The sequence below is a fragment of the Cobetia sp. PS-4MA genome (genome assembly GCF_057670765.1).
The window spans coordinates 3502339-3522347 of the sequence record NZ_CM173107.1; the positions used below are offsets into that span (position 1 = coordinate 3502339).

13 protein-coding genes and 3 tRNA genes are annotated in these 20009 nt (G+C 61.5%); 4 read left to right on the top strand and 12 right to left on the bottom strand.

Annotation, left to right across the window (positions count from 1 at the left end):
* Positions 1-194: 194 nt before the first annotated feature.
* Positions 195-1217 (top strand): tRNA dihydrouridine synthase, encoded by a 1023-nt coding sequence (locus tag AC26AR_RS14730; protein ID WP_077378204.1) that lies wholly within the window; start codon positions 195-197, stop codon positions 1215-1217.
* 207 nt (positions 1218-1424) lie between these two features.
* On the opposite strand, the gene AC26AR_RS14735 is transcribed toward AC26AR_RS14730, so the two are convergent.
* From AC26AR_RS14735 to AC26AR_RS14775, 9 genes are all read right to left on the bottom strand, one after another.
* Positions 1425-1501 (bottom strand) — tRNA-Arg (locus AC26AR_RS14735).
* A 93-nt stretch (positions 1502-1594) separates the two neighbouring features.
* Positions 1595-1671 (bottom strand) — tRNA-Arg (locus AC26AR_RS14740).
* 22 nt (positions 1672-1693) lie between these two features.
* Positions 1694-1786, bottom strand: a tRNA-Ser gene (locus AC26AR_RS14745).
* 490 nt (positions 1787-2276) lie between these two features.
* Positions 2277-2468, bottom strand: coding sequence for a carbon storage regulator CsrA (gene csrA / locus AC26AR_RS14750; protein ID WP_043332937.1), 192 nt, complete (start codon positions 2466-2468; stop codon positions 2277-2279).
* 362 nt (positions 2469-2830) lie between these two features.
* Positions 2831-4078 carry an aspartate kinase gene (locus AC26AR_RS14755; protein ID WP_077377982.1) on the bottom strand — a complete coding sequence of 416 codons (1248 nt, stop codon included), beginning with the start codon at positions 4076-4078 and terminating at the stop codon, positions 2831-2833.
* Between the two features lie 109 nt (positions 4079-4187).
* A complete protein-coding gene (gene alaS / locus AC26AR_RS14760; protein ID WP_488107268.1) occupies positions 4188-6791 on the bottom strand; it encodes an alanine--tRNA ligase in 2604 nt (867 codons plus the stop codon).
* Between the two features lie 248 nt (positions 6792-7039).
* Positions 7040-7678, bottom strand: a complete 639-nt coding sequence (locus AC26AR_RS14765) for a regulatory protein RecX (RefSeq protein ID WP_255303222.1) — start codon at positions 7676-7678, stop codon at positions 7040-7042.
* Positions 7679-7825: 147 nt separating this feature from the next.
* Positions 7826-8887: a recombinase RecA gene (gene recA, locus AC26AR_RS14770; protein WP_077377977.1), complete on the bottom strand. Its 1062-nt coding sequence runs from the start codon at positions 8885-8887 to the stop codon at positions 7826-7828.
* A gap of 231 nt (positions 8888-9118) precedes the next feature.
* Positions 9119-9640, bottom strand: coding sequence for a CinA family protein (locus AC26AR_RS14775; protein WP_271303234.1), 522 nt, complete (start codon positions 9638-9640; stop codon positions 9119-9121).
* 168 nt (positions 9641-9808) lie between these two features.
* Here AC26AR_RS14775 and mutS point away from each other — a divergent pair, with 168 nt between their 5' ends.
* The 3 genes from mutS (at position 9809) to AC26AR_RS14790 (ending at position 15314) form a co-directional block, all read left to right on the top strand.
* Positions 9809-12388, top strand: coding sequence for a DNA mismatch repair protein MutS (mutS, locus tag AC26AR_RS14780; protein ID WP_488107269.1), 2580 nt, complete (start codon positions 9809-9811; stop codon positions 12386-12388).
* Between the two features lie 252 nt (positions 12389-12640).
* On the top strand, positions 12641-12964 hold the full coding sequence (gene fdxA, locus AC26AR_RS14785) for a ferredoxin FdxA (RefSeq protein WP_077377971.1): 324 nt from the start codon (positions 12641-12643) through the stop codon (positions 12962-12964).
* A 988-nt stretch (positions 12965-13952) separates the two neighbouring features.
* Entirely contained in the window at positions 13953-15314 is a 1362-nt protein-coding gene (locus AC26AR_RS14790) for an IS1380 family transposase (protein ID WP_040244555.1), read from the top strand.
* 550 nt (positions 15315-15864) lie between these two features.
* Here the strand turns inward: AC26AR_RS14790 and eno are convergent.
* The 3 genes from eno to pyrG form a co-directional block, all read right to left on the bottom strand.
* Positions 15865-17154 carry a phosphopyruvate hydratase gene (gene eno / locus AC26AR_RS14795; RefSeq protein WP_077377968.1) on the bottom strand — a complete coding sequence of 430 codons (1290 nt, stop codon included), beginning with the start codon at positions 17152-17154 and terminating at the stop codon, positions 15865-15867.
* 102 nt (positions 17155-17256) lie between these two features.
* On the bottom strand, positions 17257-18108 hold the full coding sequence (kdsA, locus tag AC26AR_RS14800) for a 3-deoxy-8-phosphooctulonate synthase (RefSeq protein ID WP_077377966.1): 852 nt from the start codon (positions 18106-18108) through the stop codon (positions 17257-17259).
* 135 nt (positions 18109-18243) lie between these two features.
* Positions 18244-19884 carry a CTP synthase gene (pyrG, locus tag AC26AR_RS14805; protein ID WP_077377963.1) on the bottom strand — a complete coding sequence of 547 codons (1641 nt, stop codon included), beginning with the start codon at positions 19882-19884 and terminating at the stop codon, positions 18244-18246.
* Between the last annotated feature and the right edge of the window lie 125 nt (positions 19885-20009).

The window sequence follows — 20009 nt, forward strand, 5'->3', positions numbered from 1 at the left end:
TGCCCATGCCTTCGATGATGCTCGACACGTCCAAGCGTTCACGCCGTTGCGTCGCTGGCCACTGTCGACACCCCATGCAGCGGCATTCAGTGCTTGTTGATCGCTTTAAAGTGCCTGATTCCACGGCAATTGCAATGACACCATCGTTGACCCCACAAGCCCTCGCGCGGGCTGGCCGCATCGGCATCGCGCCGATGGAAGGCGTGATTGATGACATCACGCGCGAATGTCTCACCGGCCTTGGCGGCTATGACTGGTGTGTGACGGAATTCGTGCGCGTGACGCATGTCAAGCTACCGCCTCGCGTCTTCAAGCGTATCTGCCCGGAGCTGCTGGAAGCCTCCCCGACACGGACGGCACGCACACGACACGACACACCGGTCGCATTGCAGCTGTTGGGTGCCGACCCCGAGGCGCTGGGCATCAACGCTCGCGTCGCGGCACGCCTGGGGGCACCCAGCGTCGACATCAACTTCGGCTGCCCGGCCAAGACCGTCAACCGTCACGACGGAGGCGCAGCCCTGCTGCGCTCGCCGGACCGCGTCTTTCGTGCGGTGGAGGGCGTGCGCGATGCCCTCAAGGGCACCGGGGTACCCGTCACGGCCAAGATTCGCCTCGGCTTCAACGACCGTCGCCTGGCACTGGCATGCGCTCAGGCAGCCCAGGCCGGGGGCGCCACGCAGCTGGTCGTGCATGGGCGGACCAAACAGGAAGGCTATCGTCCGCCAGCGCACTGGGAATGGATCGGCAAGATCACGTCCGAGCTCTCCATTCCGGTCGTTGCCAATGGGGACATCTGGGACATGCCCTGCTACTGGCGGGCTCGCTCACTGTCCGGCTGTCGCGATGTGATGCTGGGGCGTGCCGCCCTGGCCGACCCCTTCCTCGCGGCGCGCATCAAGCACTGGCAGATGACCGGGGAGTTGCTGCCCGAGACGGACTGGACACAGCGTGCACAGGTGCTGCTCTCCCACGCCGAACGCTGCGCCCATCTGCCTGACAAGGTGATGGTGCCGCTGCTCAAGCAGTGGATGAACATGATGCGCCAGAGCGGCAACGAGGAAGCGGAACGTCGCTTCCAGGCCATCAAGCGCCACAAGGGGCGCGCCGAATTCTTCACCGGTCTGGTTGCAGGTACCTCGCTTGCATTGGCGCCGAGTCTGTTGACATCGGTGACCCGCATGCCGGAATCCGCCGACTTGCCCGCCCTCGCCTGATCCGTCCGAAACAAAAAAAGGCGCCCCTCGCGAAAAGGGCGCCCTAGCGATCGTCCGCCCGAAGGCGTGACATCACAGTCAAGGAAAACGGGGAACTGTCAGACATGACATGAAGGCAAGGATCGAGGCCATGCCGGCTGAGACCGAAGATGCCTGACTTTTCTTCAGACGAAGAAAAACCCGCTTCAGTGAAGCGGGTTTTTCAATTGGCGCGCCCTGGAGGATTCGAACCTCCGACCGCCTGATTCGTAGTCAGGTACTCTATCCAGCTGAGCTAAGGGCGCATAAACCTTGAAATCTGTGGCCTGAGCATTTCAAATGTCTTCAGGACTTGACTTGCGAGTGTTGTGTCTTTCCAACACCGTATTGCATTGCAGTGGCGCGCCCTGGAGGATTCGAACCTCCGACCGCCTGATTCGTAGTCAGGTACTCTATCCAGCTGAGCTAAGGGCGCATCTTACTGCATTTGTACCTAATGGCGGAGAGAGAGGGATTCGAACCCTCGATAGGGCTATAAACCCTATACTCCCTTAGCAGGGGAGCGCCTTCAGCCACTCGGCCACCTCTCCTCATCAGGTACGGCGCATATCTTACTCATTTGATTGGGCTTTGTCTAGCCCCTGTGTCGATTTTTTGGCTTCGATGCAGAGCATCTCATCACCATTCGACAACAGGCTCGAGGCTGCGCGCCCCCAAGCAATCTCCCCGCATGAACCAGAACATGACGATGGCTAGCCTGTCGTCGCGTCTCGTTCGAGGGAGCGGGAATAATACCCAAGAAGAAGTCGTCTGTCTCCCCCTTTCCAGGAAAAAAGTGAATTTTTTCCTTATGGAACACTGACTTGACGCTCAGCCGCCCATTCAGCTCTGCCTGATGCCTCCGACGCATGCATCTGAGCCTGAACGGATCGAGTCACTCAGGCCGCCAGGACCGGGCAACGCCCAGACCGCACAGACCATATCCCAGAAACACGAACGCCAACCAGGTGGACAGCGTGGTTGGCGTTCGTGTGGTGCTCTCGAGAGTATCCGGAGCCATCTGGTGGGCATGACATGCCATCAGGCGATGGCATCACCATTGTCTTCCTTCTCGCGCTGGATACGCTGATAGATCTCTTCACGATGGACGGCGACGTCCTTGGGTGCGTTGACACCGATTCGCACCTGATTTCCCTTCACACCGAGCACGGTGACGGTGATGTCATCACCAATCATCAGCGTTTCACCTACTCTACGGGTCAGGATGAGCATGACTGATCTCCTTGTCAGTAATTCATACAGCCGGGACGGCAACAGGATTCGAAGTCAGCGACCGGCAGGGACGAGCCGGCCACCGAGGTGCATGAGGCCTGGAGATTATGCGTCATGCATGCTCCGACGGCCAACATCACCCCTTCATATCAACTGAATGACTCGTTGAATGAAAGCACCCGACACACCGGCTCTCCCCCAGAAGGTGCGATCGCCAATGTATCGGGTGCATGAGGCAGGGCCCCTGGCGCTCCTTGCCGGGCCTCACTTCCATGCAGTGCAGTCCCTGGCGGAAGGACGAGCCACCCACGGGTGGCAAGTCACTTCATCTGAGCACCATTGTGCTGATCATTCAATGCAAATCAGGCAGTCTCGTCGCTGACGGCTTCCGCATCCAGGCCGAAGGCGGTGTGCAGTGCACGCACGGCCAGCTCCATGAACTTCTCGTCGATCAGAACGGAGATCTTGATCTCGGACGTGGACACCATGCGGATGTTGATGCCCTCTTCCGCCAGCACGCGGAACATCTTGGAGGCGACACCGGCATGGGAACGCATGCCGACACCGACCAGCGAGACCTTGGCGATATTGTCATCGCCTCTGAGCTCACCGCCGCCGACGGACGGAATGACCGTCTCGTTGAGGATGCGTTGGGTCGCCTTGAAGTCGCTCTTGGCCACCGTGAAGGAGAAGTCGGTCGTATTGCCGTCCGGGGAGACGTTCTGGACGATCATGTCGATCTCGATGTTGGAATCGGCGATCGGGCCCAGAATCTTGGAGGCGACACCCGGAATGTCCGGCGTGTTGAGCAGGGTCAGCTTGGCTTCGTTGACATTGAAGGCAATGCCGGAGATCAGCGGTTCTTCCATGTTGTCTTCTTCCTCAGCGACGATCAGGGTACCCGGGCCATCCTCGAAGGAAGACAGCACACGCAGGGGAACATTGTACTTGCCGGCGAATTCCACCGAACGGATCTGCAGGATCTTGGAGCCAAGGCTCGCCATTTCCAGCATTTCCTCGACGGTCACCGTTTCCAGACGACGTGCCTTGGAGCACACACGTGGATCAGTGGTGTAGACACCATCGACATCGGTATAGATCTGACACTCGTCCGCCTTGAGGGCTGCCGCCAGGGCGACGCCGGTGGTGTCCGAGCCACCGCGCCCCAGTGTCGTGATATTGCCTTCATCATCGACCCCCTGGAAGCCAGCGACCACCACGACCTTGCCAGCATCGAGGTCTTCGCGCAGGTCATCGGTGTCGATGCGCTGGATACGCGCCTTGGTGTGCGCGCTATCGGTACGAATGCCTACCTGAGCGCCGGTATAGGAGGTCGCGTCGACACCGATCTTCTGCAGTGCCATGGCCAGCAGGGAGATGGTCACCTGCTCACCGGTAGAGACCAGCATGTCCATTTCGCGCGGCGTCGGGTCATCGTTGATCTCGCTGGCGAGACCGATCAGTCGGTTCGTCTCGCCACTCATGGCTGAGACGACCACGACAACCTGATGTCCTTCGTCGCGGAATCGCTTGACCTTCTCGGCGACGGCCTTGATCCGCTCCACCGAGCCGACCGAAGTGCCTCCGAACTTCTGAACGTATAGCGCCATGTGCGTTTCCGTTATCCGTGTCCGTTTGCGTTGTCCCCACATGAGACTCATGCGGGCCCAAAAAGAGGCCGGGTCTCCTCACGAGAAGCCCGGCCTTCATCTTGTCTTCTTACCCCAGCTGGGCGTCTACCCAGGCTGGCACGCCGGCCAGTGCCCCGGGAAGCGATGCGGCATCACTGCCACCGGCCTGCGCCATGTCAGCACGACCACCGCCCTTGCCACCGACCTGCTCAGCCACGTGACGCACCAGATCACCCGCCTTGATGCGCGAGGTCAGATCATCGGTGACGCCCGCAATCAGGCTGACCTTGTCACCATCCGCGACGCCAAGCACCAAAATGCCGGAACCCAGCTTGGATTTCAGGTCATCCATCAGGCCACGCAACTCCTTGCCGGAGACGCCTTCGACCTGCTTGGCCAGCACCTTGAGCCCCTGGACATCCGCGATGTCGCTCAGCATGTCACTGGCAGAGGCGGACGCCAGCTTGGCCTTCAGACGCTCAAGCTCCTTCTCGAGACCGCGGTTGCGCTCAAGCAGACTGGTGACACGCTCCTCGACCTGCTCCGGCTTGGCCTTGAGGCGCTCACCCAGACGAGTCAGGGTCGCTTCCTGCGCCAGCAGGAAATCACGTGCCGCACGGCCAGTGATGGCTTCGATGCGGCGCACGCCGGAGGCGATGCCAGTCTCGGCGATGATGTGCATCTGACCGATGTCACCACTGCGCTTGACGTGAGTCCCGCCACACAGCTCGATGGAGAAGGCATCCTGACCGATGGTCAGCACGCGGACCTGCTCACCATACTTGGCATCGAAGAGTGCCGCCGCGCCGCGCGCCTTGGCTTCATCGAGAGTCATGAACTCGATGGTGGTCTCGGCGTTGGCGAGAATCTGCGCATTGACGATGCGCTCGACTTCGGAGAGCTGTTCTGCGGTCATCGCCTCAAAGTGACTGAAGTCGAAGCGCAGGCGCTCGGCCGTGACCAGCGAGCCCTTCTGCTGGACGTGCTCACCCAGCACCTGGCGCAGCGCTTCATGCAGCAGGTGCGTGGCGGAGTGGTTGCGCACGGAGGCAGCACGCAGATCTGCATCGACCTGCGGACGCACCGCGTCGCCCACCGCGAGCGAACCTTCGATCAGCACACCGTGATGCAGATGATGTCCGGCCTGCTTCTGGGTATCGCTGACCTGGAAACGGCCGCCCTCCAGATGCAGATAACCGGTATCGCCCGCCTGACCACCGGACTCGCCATAGAACGGCGTGGTATCGAGTACCACAATGCCCTTGGTATCGGCCTCGAGACGCTCGAGCGCATTGCCTTCGCTGTCGAACAGTGCGGTGACGGTCGCCTCACCCTCGAGGTGATCATAGCCGGTGAATTGCGTCTCGCCTTCCAGCGTCAGGTTGGCGGAATAGTCGCCCCCGAAATTGCTGGCAGCACGTGCACGCTCACGCTGAGCTTCCAGCGCGGCCTCGAAACCGGCCTCATCGAGGATCAGTTCGCGCTCGCGGCAGATGTCGGCGGTCAGGTCGTAGGGGAAGCCGTAGGTATCGTAGAGCTTGAAGATGGTTTCGCCGTCGAGGGTATTGCCATCCAGCTCGGCGATGGCCTCCTCGAGCAGCTTCATGCCGTGCTCCAGCGTACGCGCGAACTGCTCCTCTTCCTTGAGCAGCACACGCTCGATCTGCTCACGCGCAGAGCGCAGTTCCGGATAGGCATCGCCCATCTCGGCATCCAGCGCCGCGACCAGCTTGTAGAAGAAGCTGCCGCGCGCGCCCAGCTTGTGACCGTGACGCACGGCACGGCGGATGATGCGACGCAGCACGTAGCCACGCCCTTCGTTGGACGGCAGCACGCCATCGGCGATCAGGAAGGCGCACGAGCGGATGTGGTCAGCCACCACGCGCAGTGACGGCGTGGCGATGTTGTCGTGACCGATGATCTCGGCTGCTGCGGCCAGCAGATTCTGGAACAGGTCGATCTCGTAGTTGGAGTGCACGCCCTGCATCACGGCCGCAACACGCTCCAGCCCCATGCCGGTATCGATGGACGGCTTGGGCAGCGGGTGCAGCGTGCCCTCGGCGTCACGGTCGAACTGCATGAAGACCAGGTTCCAGATCTCGATGTAGCGATCGCCATCTTCGTCCGGGCTGCCCGGCGGGCCACCGGCGACGTCTTCACCGTGATCATAGAAGATCTCGGAAGACGGACCACAGGGGCCGGTGTCGCCCATCTGCCAGAAGTTGTCCTCGTCGAGACGCGAGAAGCGGCTCTGATCGATGCCGACCTCGTTGAACCAGATGTCACGGGCTTCGTCATCGCTGACATGCACGGTGACCCACAGCTTCTCCTTCGGCAGGCCCAGCTCTTCGGTCAGGAACTTCCAGGCGAACTGGATGGCTTCGCGCTTGAAGTAGTCACCGAAGCTGAAGTTGCCCAGCATCTCGAAGAAAGTGTGGTGACGTGCGGTGTAACCGACGTTGTCCAGGTCATTGTGCTTGCCGCCGGCGCGCACGCAGCGCTGTGCGGAGGTGGCACGGCTGTAGCCACGCGGATCACGGCCCAGGAAGACATCCTTGAAGGGCACCATGCCGGCGTTGGTGAACAGCAGGGTCGGGTCGTTGTTCGGCACCAGAGAACTGGTGGGAACGATGGTATGCCCCTGCTTCTCGAAATAGGTCAGGAAGGCGTTTCTGATTTCTGCGCTTTTCATAGAGGTTCCGTAGCGATGTGCGTAAAGACGCTCCGGGGGTCTTCTTCTGCATGACTTCCGCATGGTTTCTGCATATTCATCCATGTGGGAATGCATGGAGGTGCAATGAAAAGCATGAAAGAAGGCGCCTGCCCCGTGCCGTCGCAAGACGACCTAGTATAACGCCTGTTCGCGCAAGCTAAAGGGGGGGAAATGGCTTGAGTGACCGGTTTGCGCGTTCCGAGCCATTGCCCGGGCAATGGCTGGCCTCACGCCTCGTCTTCCGTCCAGGCGGACTCCATGGCGTAGCGCAACTGCTCGTAGTCGAAGCCGCGCTGGAGCAGGAAGCGCTCTCGGCGCGCACGCTCCTTGTGACCCTCGCCCGCTGAGGAAAAGCGCCTTGCCAACGTCTCGCGCGCCAGCTCGAAGAAGTCCACCGCATCAACATGTCCGAAGGCATCAGGCACCGGATCACAGGCAGCACGCATCACGGCACCTGACGTCTCGTTGTCGATGCCACGCTGGCGCAACTCTTGCTGGATACGCCTGGGGCCCTGCCCCCTCAGCACCCGTGTCCGCAGGAAGCTGGCGGCGAAGCGCTCATCGGATTGCAGGCCTTCCTCAACCAGACGCTCCAGCACTTCCTCGATCAGCAGCTCGACCTCATCACGACTCAAGCGCGTCTCGGCGCCCTCCTCGCCACTCGCGGACTGCTCCGCCAGCGCATCATCGCTGACGGTCTGCAGGTAGTCGCGCTCCTTGAGATAGTCGTGCAGCTCGCGACGGCTGTGCTCGCGGCGTGCCAGACGTGCGATGGCGTCATTGCGGGCACGCCGTTGCGGCGTCATCGCGCCGACATCGAGGGGCTGATAGTCCGGCCCGACGGTCTCTCTTTCCTGATCGTGCATGTTGGCGCTCCTTTCTGGAGAGGCACCCAAGATGGCGAAATCCCCGGTGCAAAACGCACAGCGCCCGCCACCGAAAACGGGGCGGGCGCTGCAGATCACTGAAAGGCGCTGAAATCAGCGCTCAATGAACACGTTCTCGAGCAGGTCTCAATCGAGATCCAGATCATCTTCATTTTCGGCGACCACTTCTTCCTTGGCCTCTTCCTTGGTTTCCGGAGAAGCCAGCAGCTGGGCGCGAATCTGGCTCTCGATCTCTTCCATGATCGCGGGGTTATCCTCCAGATACTGGGCGGAGTTGGCCTTGCCCTGACCGATCTTGCTGCCCTGGTAGCTGTACCAGGCACCTGCCTTGCCGACCAGACCACACTGCACGCCCAGATCAATGACCTCACCGGCGTGGTAGATGCCCTTGCCGTAGAGAATCTGGAACTCGGCCTGGCGGAACGGCGGCGCGACCTTGTTCTTCACGACCTTGACGCGAGTCTCGTTACCGGTGACTTCATCGCCGGACTTCACGGAGCCGGTACGACGGATGTCGAGACGGACACTCGAGTAGAACTTCAGCGCGTTACCACCGGTGGTGGTTTCCGGGCTACCGAACATCACCCCGATCTTCATGCGGATCTGGTTGATGAACACTACCATGCAGTTGGCATTCTTGATGTGACCCGTCACCTTGCGCAGCGCCTGGGACATCAGACGCGCCTGCAGGCCGACGTGGGAGTCACCCATCTCACCCTCGATCTCGGCACGCGGCGTCAGGGCTGCCACGGAATCGACGATGATGACGTCGACACCACCGGAACGCACCAGCATGTCGACGATCTCGAGTGCCTGCTCACCGGTATCCGGCTGGGAGACCAGCATCTCGTCCAGATTGACGCCGAGCTTCTCGGCGTAGGACGGATCCAGCGCGTGCTCGGCATCGATGAAGGCACACACCTTGCCCTGCTTCTGGGCCTGGGCGATGACCGAGAGCGTCAGTGTCGTCTTGCCCGAGGATTCCGGACCGTAGATCTCGACCACTCGACCGAAAGGCAGGCCACCGATGCCAAGCGCGATATCCAGGCCCAGAGACCCGGTGGATACCGACGGGATGGCCACACGCGGGGCATCGCCCATGCGCATGACGGCGCCCTTGCCGAACTGGCGCTCGATCTGGGACAGCGCCGCGTTCAGCGCCTTGGTACGATTGTCGTCCTGTGCCATGTGGCCTCCTGTCGAACGGCGGCGCCGCATGGGCAACCACCTGAAATAGGAAATTCTCAAGCTTCGGGTGATGCAGAGACTGTCAGCCTAGCGGCTGGGCTGTCATGGCAAAACCCTGTATACATGGACAGTATGATGCCGCATGTTTCATCGTTCTGCCAGTCCGGTGATGCGCTTTTTCAGGCAGCAGTCTCAACGCAGAGGGTTGCATGCGTCTCGAGCCTCACCAGTTCAGCCCTGCCAGGCTTCCACGCATTCGATCAAGCCTTGCAATGCCACCCTCACGGCGGCGTCGCGCACGGCCTGCCGGTCTCCCGGAAAGTGGAAACACCGCGCCTGCTGTCGCGCCTCACTGCCCCATGCCAGCCACACCGTCCCCACGGGCTTTTCTTCACTACCGCCTCCCGGACCCGCCACACCACTGATTGCCACCCCCAATTCGGCACCGCTGTCACGACACGCTCCCCTGACCATCTCGCGCACGACGGCCTCGGAGACTGCCCCGAAGTCCGCGAGCGATGCTTCGCTGACGCCGAGCAGACGCCGCTTGGCCGCATTCGAGTACGTCACATAGCCCGCCTCGAAATAGCCGGAGCTACCGGAAATCGCCGTGATCGCGGCACTCACGCCACCCCCGGTGCATGACTCTGCAGCAGTGATCTGGACTCCGCGCGCCAATGCCAGCGCCTGCAGCTGCTCGGCCAGTGCATTCGCATCCGGTGCCTCGGACGTCGTATCCGTCAATCGGGCCATGAACGAACTCCTTTCTAGAAGTGGTCTGAGGAAAAGGGAAGCGAGCAGGAGGCATCACAGGCATTGGAGCCGGCCGCGCCAGTCCGTAGAATATCGCGCATCCCGCATGCCGTGTTCTCGCATGTGCGTCTTTTTCCCATTGCAGTGCAGTCAAGGAAGTCCATGGCCATGGCCAAGAACAGCGCGCCCCAGATGACGCCGATGATGGCGCAGTACATGAAGATCAAACGCGAGCACCCCGGTGTGCTGCTGTTCTATCGCATGGGCGACTTCTATGAGCTGTTCCATGAGGACGCCAAGCGAGCCGCGCAACTGCTCGACATCACCCTGACGGCACGTGGCAGCTCCGGCGGCTCCCCCATTCCCATGGCAGGGGTGCCTTATCACAGCGCCGAGGGTTACCTGGCACGCCTGGTAAAAATGGGCGAATCCGTGGCCATCTGCGAGCAGATCGGCGATCCCGCGACCACCAAGGGCCCCGTCGAGCGCAAGGTGGTGCGCATCGTCACACCGGGCACCCTGCATGACGAGGCGCTTCTGGATGCCAGCCGTGACAATCTGCTGGTGGCGCTGCATCGAGACGGTGAGACCTGGGGCCTGGCGGCACTGGAGCTTTCCTCAGGACGCTTCAGCGTACTGGAAGTCAATGGCGATGAAGAACTGCTGGCCGAGATCCAGCGTCTGTCACCCGCCGAGCTGATGGTCGGCGAGAGTCGTGAACTGCCAAGCAGTCTTGCCTCACGCCCGGGCCTGACCCGTCAGAGTGACTGGCATTTCGACCATGAGACCGCGTTGCGCCTGCTGTGCGATCAGTTCGGCGTTCAGGACCTCAATGGTTTCGGTTGCAGTCATCTGACCTGCGCGGTCACCGCTGCTGGTGCCCTGCTCGACTACGCGCGTGACACGCAGCGCACCGGTCTGCCCCACGTGACGGCGCTGGCCGTGGAGAGTCGCGACGATTCGGTCGTGATCGATGCCGCCAGCCGTCGCAACCTCGAGATCGACACCAATCTTGGCGGCAGCAGCGACAACACGCTGGCCAGCGTATTGGACGTAACTGCTACCGCGATGGGCTCACGCCTGCTCAAGCGCTGGCTCAACCGCCCGCTGCGCGATCAGACCCAGATCGGCCAGCGCCAGGCGGCAGTGCAGCGCTTGATTGAGGGTGACTACCCCTTCGAACTGCAAGGCCTGCTCAAGCGGATCGGCGATGTGGAGCGCATCCTGGCGCGTGTTGCACTGCGCAGCGCCCGCCCGCGAGACATGGCGCGCCTGCGTGATGGCCTCAATACACTGCCAGAGCTGCGTGCCGTGCTCGCCAGCGTCGAGAAAGGCAGTGCCATCGATGACCTGCGCGATGGCATCCGCCTGTTCCCCGCCCTCTCGGCCATGCTCAGCGAAGCGCTGATCGAGAATCCGCCGGTCGTGCTGCGCGATGGCGGGGTGATCGCCGATGGCTACGACGATGACCTGGACGAGTATCGCGGCCTCTCCGAGAACGCCGGTCAGTATCTGGTGGCCCTCGAGACCCGTGAGCGTGAGCGCACCGGCATCAGCAACCTCAAGGTCGGCTACAACCGCGTGCATGGTTACTTCATCGAGCTGCCGCGCTCCCAGTCAGCGGAAGCTCCGCCGGAATACATCCGCCGCCAGACGCTCAAGAATGCCGAGCGCTTCATCATCCCGGAACTCAAGGAATTCGAGGACAAGGCGCTGTCGGCCAAGTCCAAGTCGCTGGCCCGCGAGAAGCTGCTGTATGAGCACCTTCTGGATGACCTGAATACCGAACTGGATGGCCTGCAGCAGACGGCACGCGCCCTGGCGTCACTGGATGTGCTCACCGCCTTTGCTGATCGCGCCGCCGCACTGGACTTCGTCCGCCCGCAGCTCAGCGACACGCCGGGAATCGACATCGAAGGCGGCCGCCACCCTGTGGTGGAACATGTCAGCGACCACCCCTTCGTGCCCAACGACGTGCGCTTTGACGATGCGCGCCGCATGCTGGTGATCACCGGCCCCAACATGGGCGGTAAATCCACCTACATGCGTCAGACCGCGCTGATCGCACTGCTCGCGCATACCGGCAGCTTCGTACCCGCCGCTCGCGCCTGCATCGGCCCGCTGGATCGCATCTTCACGCGTATCGGCTCCTCGGATGACCTGGCCGGTGGCCGCTCGACCTTCATGGTCGAGATGACCGAGACTGCCAGCATCCTGCACAACGCCACCGACGAGAGTCTGGTGCTGATGGATGAGATCGGTCGCGGCACCTCGACCTTCGATGGCCTGTCATTGGCCTGGGCAAGCGCCGAGCACCTGGCCCGCACGCGCGCCTTCACGCTGTTCGCGACCCATTATTTCGAGATGACGGCACTCCCCGAGCACGTCGATGGCGTGGCCAACGTTCACCTGACCGCCGCAGAGCATGGCGATGGCATCGTCTTCATGCACCGTGTCGAGGAGGGGCCGGCAAGCCAGAGTTATGGCCTGCAGGTTGCCCAGCTGGCCGGGGTCCCGCAGAACGTCATCCTGCGTGCACGTGAGAAATTGACCAGTCTCGAGCAGCAGGAGGTCGATCGTCCGCAGGTTGCCCGTGAAGATGCACTCGGCCAGCCAGTACCGCAGCAGAATGATCTCTTCGCGGCACCGCCTCACCCGATCGTCGAAGCCTTGACCCAGCTGGACCCGGATGACCTGAGCCCCAAGCGGGCACTGGAACTCATTTATGAATGGCGCAAGATCCAGTAAGCGGCGGAGTGAGTCGACTGACAAGTCGCATGACACCATGCGCCTGCCGACACTCGACAGTGCGCGATGGGCATAGCACCATTCCAAAACGATCCGCCCACGCTGATTGCGAGGGCGGCAGAGCGCCACTAGAATAACGCCTTATAACACTCGCGCCGCTTATAACCTGAAACTCAAGATGCCGCTCAGACGGCACAGAGTGGCGCTGGACCACGACCTACGAGAGACGCCGACCCGCGTCAGGAGACCCAGATGGCATTCATCGTCACCGAGAACTGCATCCGCTGCAAATACACTGACTGCGTGGAGGTCTGCCCGGTCGATTGCTTCTATGAAGGCCCCAACTTCCTGGTCATCAACCCGGACGAGTGCATCGACTGCGCTCTGTGCGAGCCGGAGTGTCCCGCGGAAGCCATCTTCTCCGAGGACGAAGTGCCGGAGAATCAGAAGGAATTCATCGAGCTGAATGCCGATCTGGCCGAAGTGTGGCCGAACATCAGCGAGAAGAAGGACGCCATGGAAGACGCTGAGAAGTGGGATGGTGTCGAAGGCAAGCTCGAATACCTGGAGCAGTAAATGCCCTGCCCGACCTGACCGGGCAAGCACCAGGTTCTCATCAAGACGGCAGCCACTCCCTCAGGGGTGGCTGCCGTCTTCGTCTTGAGCGCTCATGGTCAGCCAGCCCGGCGGGTGGGGCCGAAAAAAAGGCACAAAAAAGGGCAACCCCGAAAGGTCGCCCGCTCCAAGCGTGTCCCTGTCGATCCGTCCTGGATCGTGTTCCTGGGTGCTGTCCCTGCCCGTCATGGCATCCTGCCATTCAGAGCGCACCGTCACGCATGGGGCATTGTGGCACTGCTTGCGCAGCTGTCCCACCACAATGCCCGTTTCTGCTTATTGCCTGCCCTGCTGTCCTGCTCATGCAACTGCATCGCAGATGCATTGCCCGGCATCCTGCCCGTGCCGCTCCTGACCTGCCTCAGCTGACAGTCTCATGATGTTCCGTGATCTGACATCCTTGCCTCGGCATCCTGCCGTCGAGATTCTGCCGCTGATTGCCTCGTCTGCCTGACACGGATGATGTCCCGTCATCCGTCACTCCTGTGAAGGCGAGCTTCCTGACTGCATATCGGGTCGAGACCCATCAACCATCCCTGTCGTGATTGCGCGTCCGCTGCCAATGACGATACCGTCACTCTGGATCTTCCTGATCCGGTACTTCCTGTACCTGGCCATTCATCCGTGGTCCCTGGCCAATTCCTGCCCGCTCCTCGGGCAAGATGCCATGCAGTGCTGCTGCTTCCGTCATCTTTGACGGTTCCTGTTCGCTGAACATCCTGTTCAGACGAGTCGGGCATCCTGCCCGACATACTCCCTGGAAGATCATCAAGAGCATCCTGCTCAAAGGTGCGGTGTCCCGCCGCATCCCGCTTCCATGACGCTATTCTGGTCAGCAAGCCGTCATCAGGCAACTACCTGAATCCGTGAGACCAGCCCCCAGAAATGCTTCTAACCTACTGAACTGCATGGCAATATAGCGAATATCGCCATTCACCCAGACAGTGCCATGCCCAACGTCAAGTTCCGCGCCAGTCGCCGCACCCTCACCAGCCACGCCGGGCTGTCCATCATCGGGCAATGCTTCGAGATCGCTGGCGTCGACAGCATCGACAGCCGCTTCCCCACCACGCTGGGCATGCGCACCAGTGACGTGATCAAGAGCTACCTGGGCCTGCTGTGTCTGGGCATGAGCGACTATGACGCTGTCGAGAACTTCCGCCGCGACAAGCCCTTCCAACAACTGCTGACCCTGCAGAAGGTGCCGAGCGCGGCGACGCTGCGACAGCGGCTGGAGAAACTTGCCGCCAACGACCTGCAGGCGCGCACCGCCACCTGGTCCACGACCCTGCTGTCACTGATCGAAGCACCGATCACCGCCGAGACGACGCACGTCTGCCTGGACATCGACACCTTCGTCATGGACAACAGCAACTCGAAGAAGGAAGGCGTCTCGCGGACCTACCAGAAGGTCGATGGCTACACCCCGATCGCCGCCTATCTGGGCAACGAAGGGTGGTGCCTGGGTCTGGAACTGCGGCCTGGCAAGCAGCACACCATGAAGGAGAGCAACGCCTTCCTGGAGCGGGTACTGCCTCGCGCCCAAGGCCTGACCAAGCAACCGATCCTGTTACGCGAGGACAGCGGCTTCGACAGCCAGGCGCACCTGGCGCTTCTCGAACAGCAGCGCCAGGTCTTTGCCGACGAGGGGCGCCGGCTCGACTATGTCGTCAAATGGAACCCGCGCGGCTCGGCCACGGCGGATCAGGATACCTGGTTGGCTGTGGCGGCGGACTACTGGGAAGAGCTGCGTCCTGGCAAGCGCCAGGCGCTGTGGACGCAGACCGTCTCGATCCACGACGACAACAAGACCGAATACGTCGTCCAACGCGTGATGCGCCTGGTAGAGCGCACCGCCGATCGCGATGGCCAGTTGCTGCTCGAACCGGACTATGAGTTGGAAGGCTGGTGGACCAGCCTGGACGAGGCGCCGGAGGCGGTGATCAAACGCTACCAGGCGCATGCCACCCACGAGCAATTCCACAGTGAGATCAAGACCGATCTCGACCTGGAGCGGCTGCCGTCGGGCAAGTTCGCCACCAACGATCTGATCCTGCACCTCGCCCAGCTGGCCTACAACATCCTGCGGCTGATGGGGCAGCTGGGCATGACCGGCGAGCTGAGCCCGGTGCGCCATCCCGCCAAGCGGCGCCGGATCCGCACCGTGCTACAAGAGCTGGTGCATCGTGCGGCGCTCGTGATTCACAAGGCGCGGCAGATCATCCTCGACTTCGGGCAGGACATCGGACGCATGACGGTGTTGAACACCTTGCGAAGCCGCCTGCGCTATCCCCGAGGCACGCCATGCTGATCGTCTGTCGGACAAAGGCACCACGCAGAGAGCTGACGGTCATCGGCAGCCAGTATCAGCGTGCCCGGCGGGTAGAAATGCCTGTCAAAATGGGCTGCTCTCGTCGGTCAGCGTCGCCATGGTTGGTCCTCCCCGGTATGCGTTCAGCGGTTGAGACGGAATCGGCGGTCAGAAAATGCTCGCTGGCGGTGATAGGGGAAGTGTCGGCGCTGGCTTCACGGAATCAGGAACTAGCCAAACCGCTCAGACGAATCGGGACAAACAAGGAAGCTTTTAGATAAAACTGTTGTAAAACAGTGATCTATAGAAAAACATACGATTGAACACGTATCCGGAGTGCAGCAGTTATCCTCTATGTCCTGCATATCTTGTAGGAAAAGGCTTACATGAACTGACTGCAGAGATGGGGAAAGTCCACGTACTTGAGACGCAACCTGCGCGGACAGCACGTGTAACGCACGACGGGGCCGCACCCGAAGGTACGACCCCGTCATGTGGAAGCGTTGTGGATGCCGACGACCAAGACGGCATCCACAAGCCTGTCGCCTGCTTACTGGCCCTTGATCTCTTTCAGGCCATTGTAGGCGACATCGCCCAGCTGCTGCTCGATCACCAGCAGGCGGTTGTACTTGGCGACACGGTCAGAGCGGCACAGAGAGCCGGTCTTGATCTGCCCGGCACAGGTACCCACGGCGAGGTCGGCGATGGTGGTGTCTTCGGTCTCGCCACTGCGGTGGGAGATGACCGCAGTGAAGCCAGCGGCCTGCGCCATCTTGATCGCATCCAGGGTCTCGGACAGTGAACCGATCTGGTTGAACTTGATCAGGATGGAGTTGCCGATGCCTTCATCGATACCACGGCTCAGGATGCGCGTGTTGGTGACGAACAGGTCATCACCGACCAGCTGCACCTTGTCGCCGAGCTTGTCGGTCAGCAGCTTCCAGCCTTCCCAGTCAGACTCGTCCATGCCGTCTTCGATGGACACGATGGGGTATTCGTCCGCCAGCTCGGCCAGGTAGTCGACGAAACCACGTGCATCGAAGCTCTTGCCTTCACCAGACAGGTTGTACTGGCCATCCTTGTAGAACTCGGAGGAGGCACAATCCAGCGCCAGGGTCACGTCAGTGCCCAGCGTGTAGCCCGCATCGCTGACCGCCTGCTTGATGACCGCCAGCGCTTCGGCATTGGAGGCAAGGTTCGGTGCGAAACCACCTTCGTCGCCCACGGAAGTGCTCAGATCGCGGCCCTGCAGGACCTTCTTGAGCGCGTGGAAGATCTCGGCGCCGGTGCGCAGCGCTTCACGGAAGGTCGGCGCGCCGACCGGCTGGACCATGAACTCCTGGATGTCGACATTGTTGTCGGCATGCTCGCCGCCATTGATGATGTTCATCATCGGCACCGGCATGGAGTACTTGCCCGGCTGACCGTAGAGCTCGGCGATGTGAGCGTAGAGCTCGATGCCCTTGGCCTGGGCAGCTGCCTTGGCTGCGGCCAGGGAGACCGCGAGGATCGCATTGGCACCCAGCGATTCCTTGTTCTCGGTGCCATCCAGCGCCAGCATGGCGTCATCCAGCGCACGCTGGTCCAGTGCATCCATGCCCACGAGACGCTCGCGGATCGGGCCATTGACGGCTTCGACTGCCTTCAGTACGCCCTTGCCCAGATAACGGCTCTTGTCGCCATCACGCAATTCCAGCGCTTCGCGCGAACCGGTGGAGGCACCGGAAGGCGCGCAGGCGCTGGCACGTTGTCCACCTTCCAGCACGACCTCGGCCTGTACGGTCGGGTTACCACGGGAATCGAGCACCTCAAGGGCGCGGATTTCGACGATATTGGCCATCTTGTGTCGTCCTCTACACGGGGGATTGAAACACCACGACGGGCATCTTGCCCATAGCGCAAAAAGGCCGCTCACAGGGTAGTGAACGGCCAGTAGTCATGTTCAGCGAATATCCAGCGGCGCAAAGCCCTTCACCAGCGAATCCAGCGATTGCAACTGGCGCAGGAAGGGTTCGAGCTGATCCAGCGGCAATGCGCAGGGGCCGTCACACTTGGCGTTGTCCGGGTCCGGATGTGCCTCGAGGAACAGGCCTGCCAGCCCCAGCGCCACGCCTGAACGCGCCAGATCGAAGACCTGCTCACGACGACCACCGGCAGAATCGGCCCGCCCACCCGGGCGTTGCAGCGAGTGGGTGACATCGAACAGCACCGGCAGCCCCGTATCCTTCATCTCGGCCATGCCGAGCATGTCGACCACCAAATTGTTGTAGCCGAAGCTGGAGCCGCGCTCGCACAGCAGAATCCGGTCATTGCCCGCTTCACCGCACTTGGCGACGATATGGCGCATTTCGTGCGGGGCCAGGAACTGCGGCTTCTTGACGTTGATGACGGCACCGGTGCGCGCCATGGCCACGACCAGATCCGTCTGGCGCGCCAGGAAGGCGGGCAGTTGGATGACATCGGCCACTTCGGCCACGGCAGCTGCCTGATGAGGCTCGTGGACGTCAGTGATGATCGGCACGCCAAAGCGCGACTTGATCTCGGCGAGGATCTCGAGACCCTTCTCCATCCCCGGCCCGCGATAGGAGTGCATGGAGCTGCGATTGGCCTTGTCGAAGCTGGCCTTGAAGACGTACGGCATGCCGAGGCGCGATGTCACCTCAACATATTGCTCGGCGACCTCCAGTGCCAGCTCACGCGATTCCAGCACGTTCATGCCACCGAAAAGCGTCATCGGCCGATCATTGGCGACTTGCAGGCCTGCAAATTCGATCACGCGTTGTTCGTTGCTCATCACTGCACCGTCCATCAAAAACGTTGCCCACCGGCGGCTCAGCCGCGATGCCCTTGCCTGCCGGACATTCTTGATGAGCCGCCGCGGAAAAGACCCACGGGCGCCACTCTGGCGTGACGCCCGGCGATCACCCTATCACTCGCCGCGAGTCCGCGCCGCCTTGTGATTGAGCGCCGCATTCACGAAGCCGGAGAACAGCGGGTGGCCATCACGCGGGGTGGAGGTGAACTCCGGGTGGAACTGACACGCGACGAACCACGGGTGGTCCGGCAGCTCGACCATCTCGACCAGCGAGTTGTCGACGCTGCGGCCCGAGAAGATCAGACCGGCCTCTTCCAGCGCCGGCACGAACTGGTCGTTGACCTCATAGCGGTGGCGGTGACGCTCGACGATCTCATCGCTGCCATAGGCCTGATGCGCCTTGGAGCCGTTGAGCAGACGACAGGCCTGACCGCCCAGACGCATGGTGCCGCCCAGGTCGGATGCCGCGTCACGGGTCTCGATCTTGCCTTCCGGCGTCAGCCATTCAGTGATCAGACCGACCACCGGGTGCTGGGTGTCGTGAGTGAACTCGGTGGAGTTCGCATCAGTCCAGCCTGCCACGTTGCGGGCAAACTCGATGACCGCGACCTGCATGCCCAGACAGATACCCAGATACGGCACCTTGTTCTCACGTGCGAAGCGTGCGGTGGCGATCTTGCCTTCCACACCCCGCTCGCCGAAACCGCCCGGCACCAGCACCGCGTCCTTGCCGATCAGACGATCGGTACCGTTGCGCTCGATCTCTTCGGAATCGATGAAGTCGACGTTGACCTTCACACGTCCCTGGATACCGGCATGAATCAGTGCCTCGTTCAGGGACTTGTAGGCGTCCAGCAGCTCCATGTACTTGCCGACCATCGCGATGTTGATGGTCTTGAGCGGGTTGAGCTTGGCATCCAGTACCGACACCCACTCGGACATGTCGGCCTCTTTGGCCTCCAGGCGCAGCTTGTCGCAGACAATCTCATCGAGACCGGCTTCATGCAACATCAGCGGAATACGATAGATGGTGTCGGCATCCTGCAGTGACACGACAGCACGTTCCTCGACATTGGTGAACAGCGAGATCTTGCGACGCTCGCTTTCCTCGATCTCGACTTCGCTGCGGCAGATCAGGATATCCGGCTGGATACCGATGGAGCGCAGCTCCTTGACGCTGTGCTGGGTCGGCTTGGTCTTGGTCTCACCAGCCGTCTTGATGTACGGCACCAGCGTGAGGTGCATGAAGATGGCACGCTCGCTACCCAGCTGGGCGCGCAACTGACGGATCGACTCCAGGAATGGCAGGGACTCGATGTCACCGACGGTGCCACCGATCTCGACCAGCGCGACGTCATAGCCTTCACCGCCAGCGATCACGCGACGCTTGATCTCGTCGGTGATGTGCGGGATGACCTGAACCGTTCCACCCAGGTAGTCGCCGCGGCGCTCCTTGCGCAGCACGTGCTCGTAGACACGGCCGGTGGTGAAGTTGTTGCCCTGGGTCATGCGCGAGCGGATGAAACGCTCGTAGTGACCGAGGTCCAGATCGGTTTCCGCGCCATCTTCAGTGACAAAGACTTCGCCGTGCTGGAACGGGCTCATGGTGCCCGGATCGACGTTGATGTACGGATCCAGCTTGAGAATGGTGACCTTGAGGCCACGGGCCTCGAGAATAGCCGCCAGCGAAGCGGATGCGATGCCCTTGCCAAGCGAGGACACAACGCCGCCCGTCACGAAGATAAATCGTGTCATGGAAACCTGCCGAAAACGTGAGCTGTAGGAGAGATCCGGGGGAACGGATCAGGATGGGTCGCCAGTCTAGCGGAAAGGCTGCTCCGGCTCAATTTGATTGCCACTCCATCCATCCTTGGTGACGC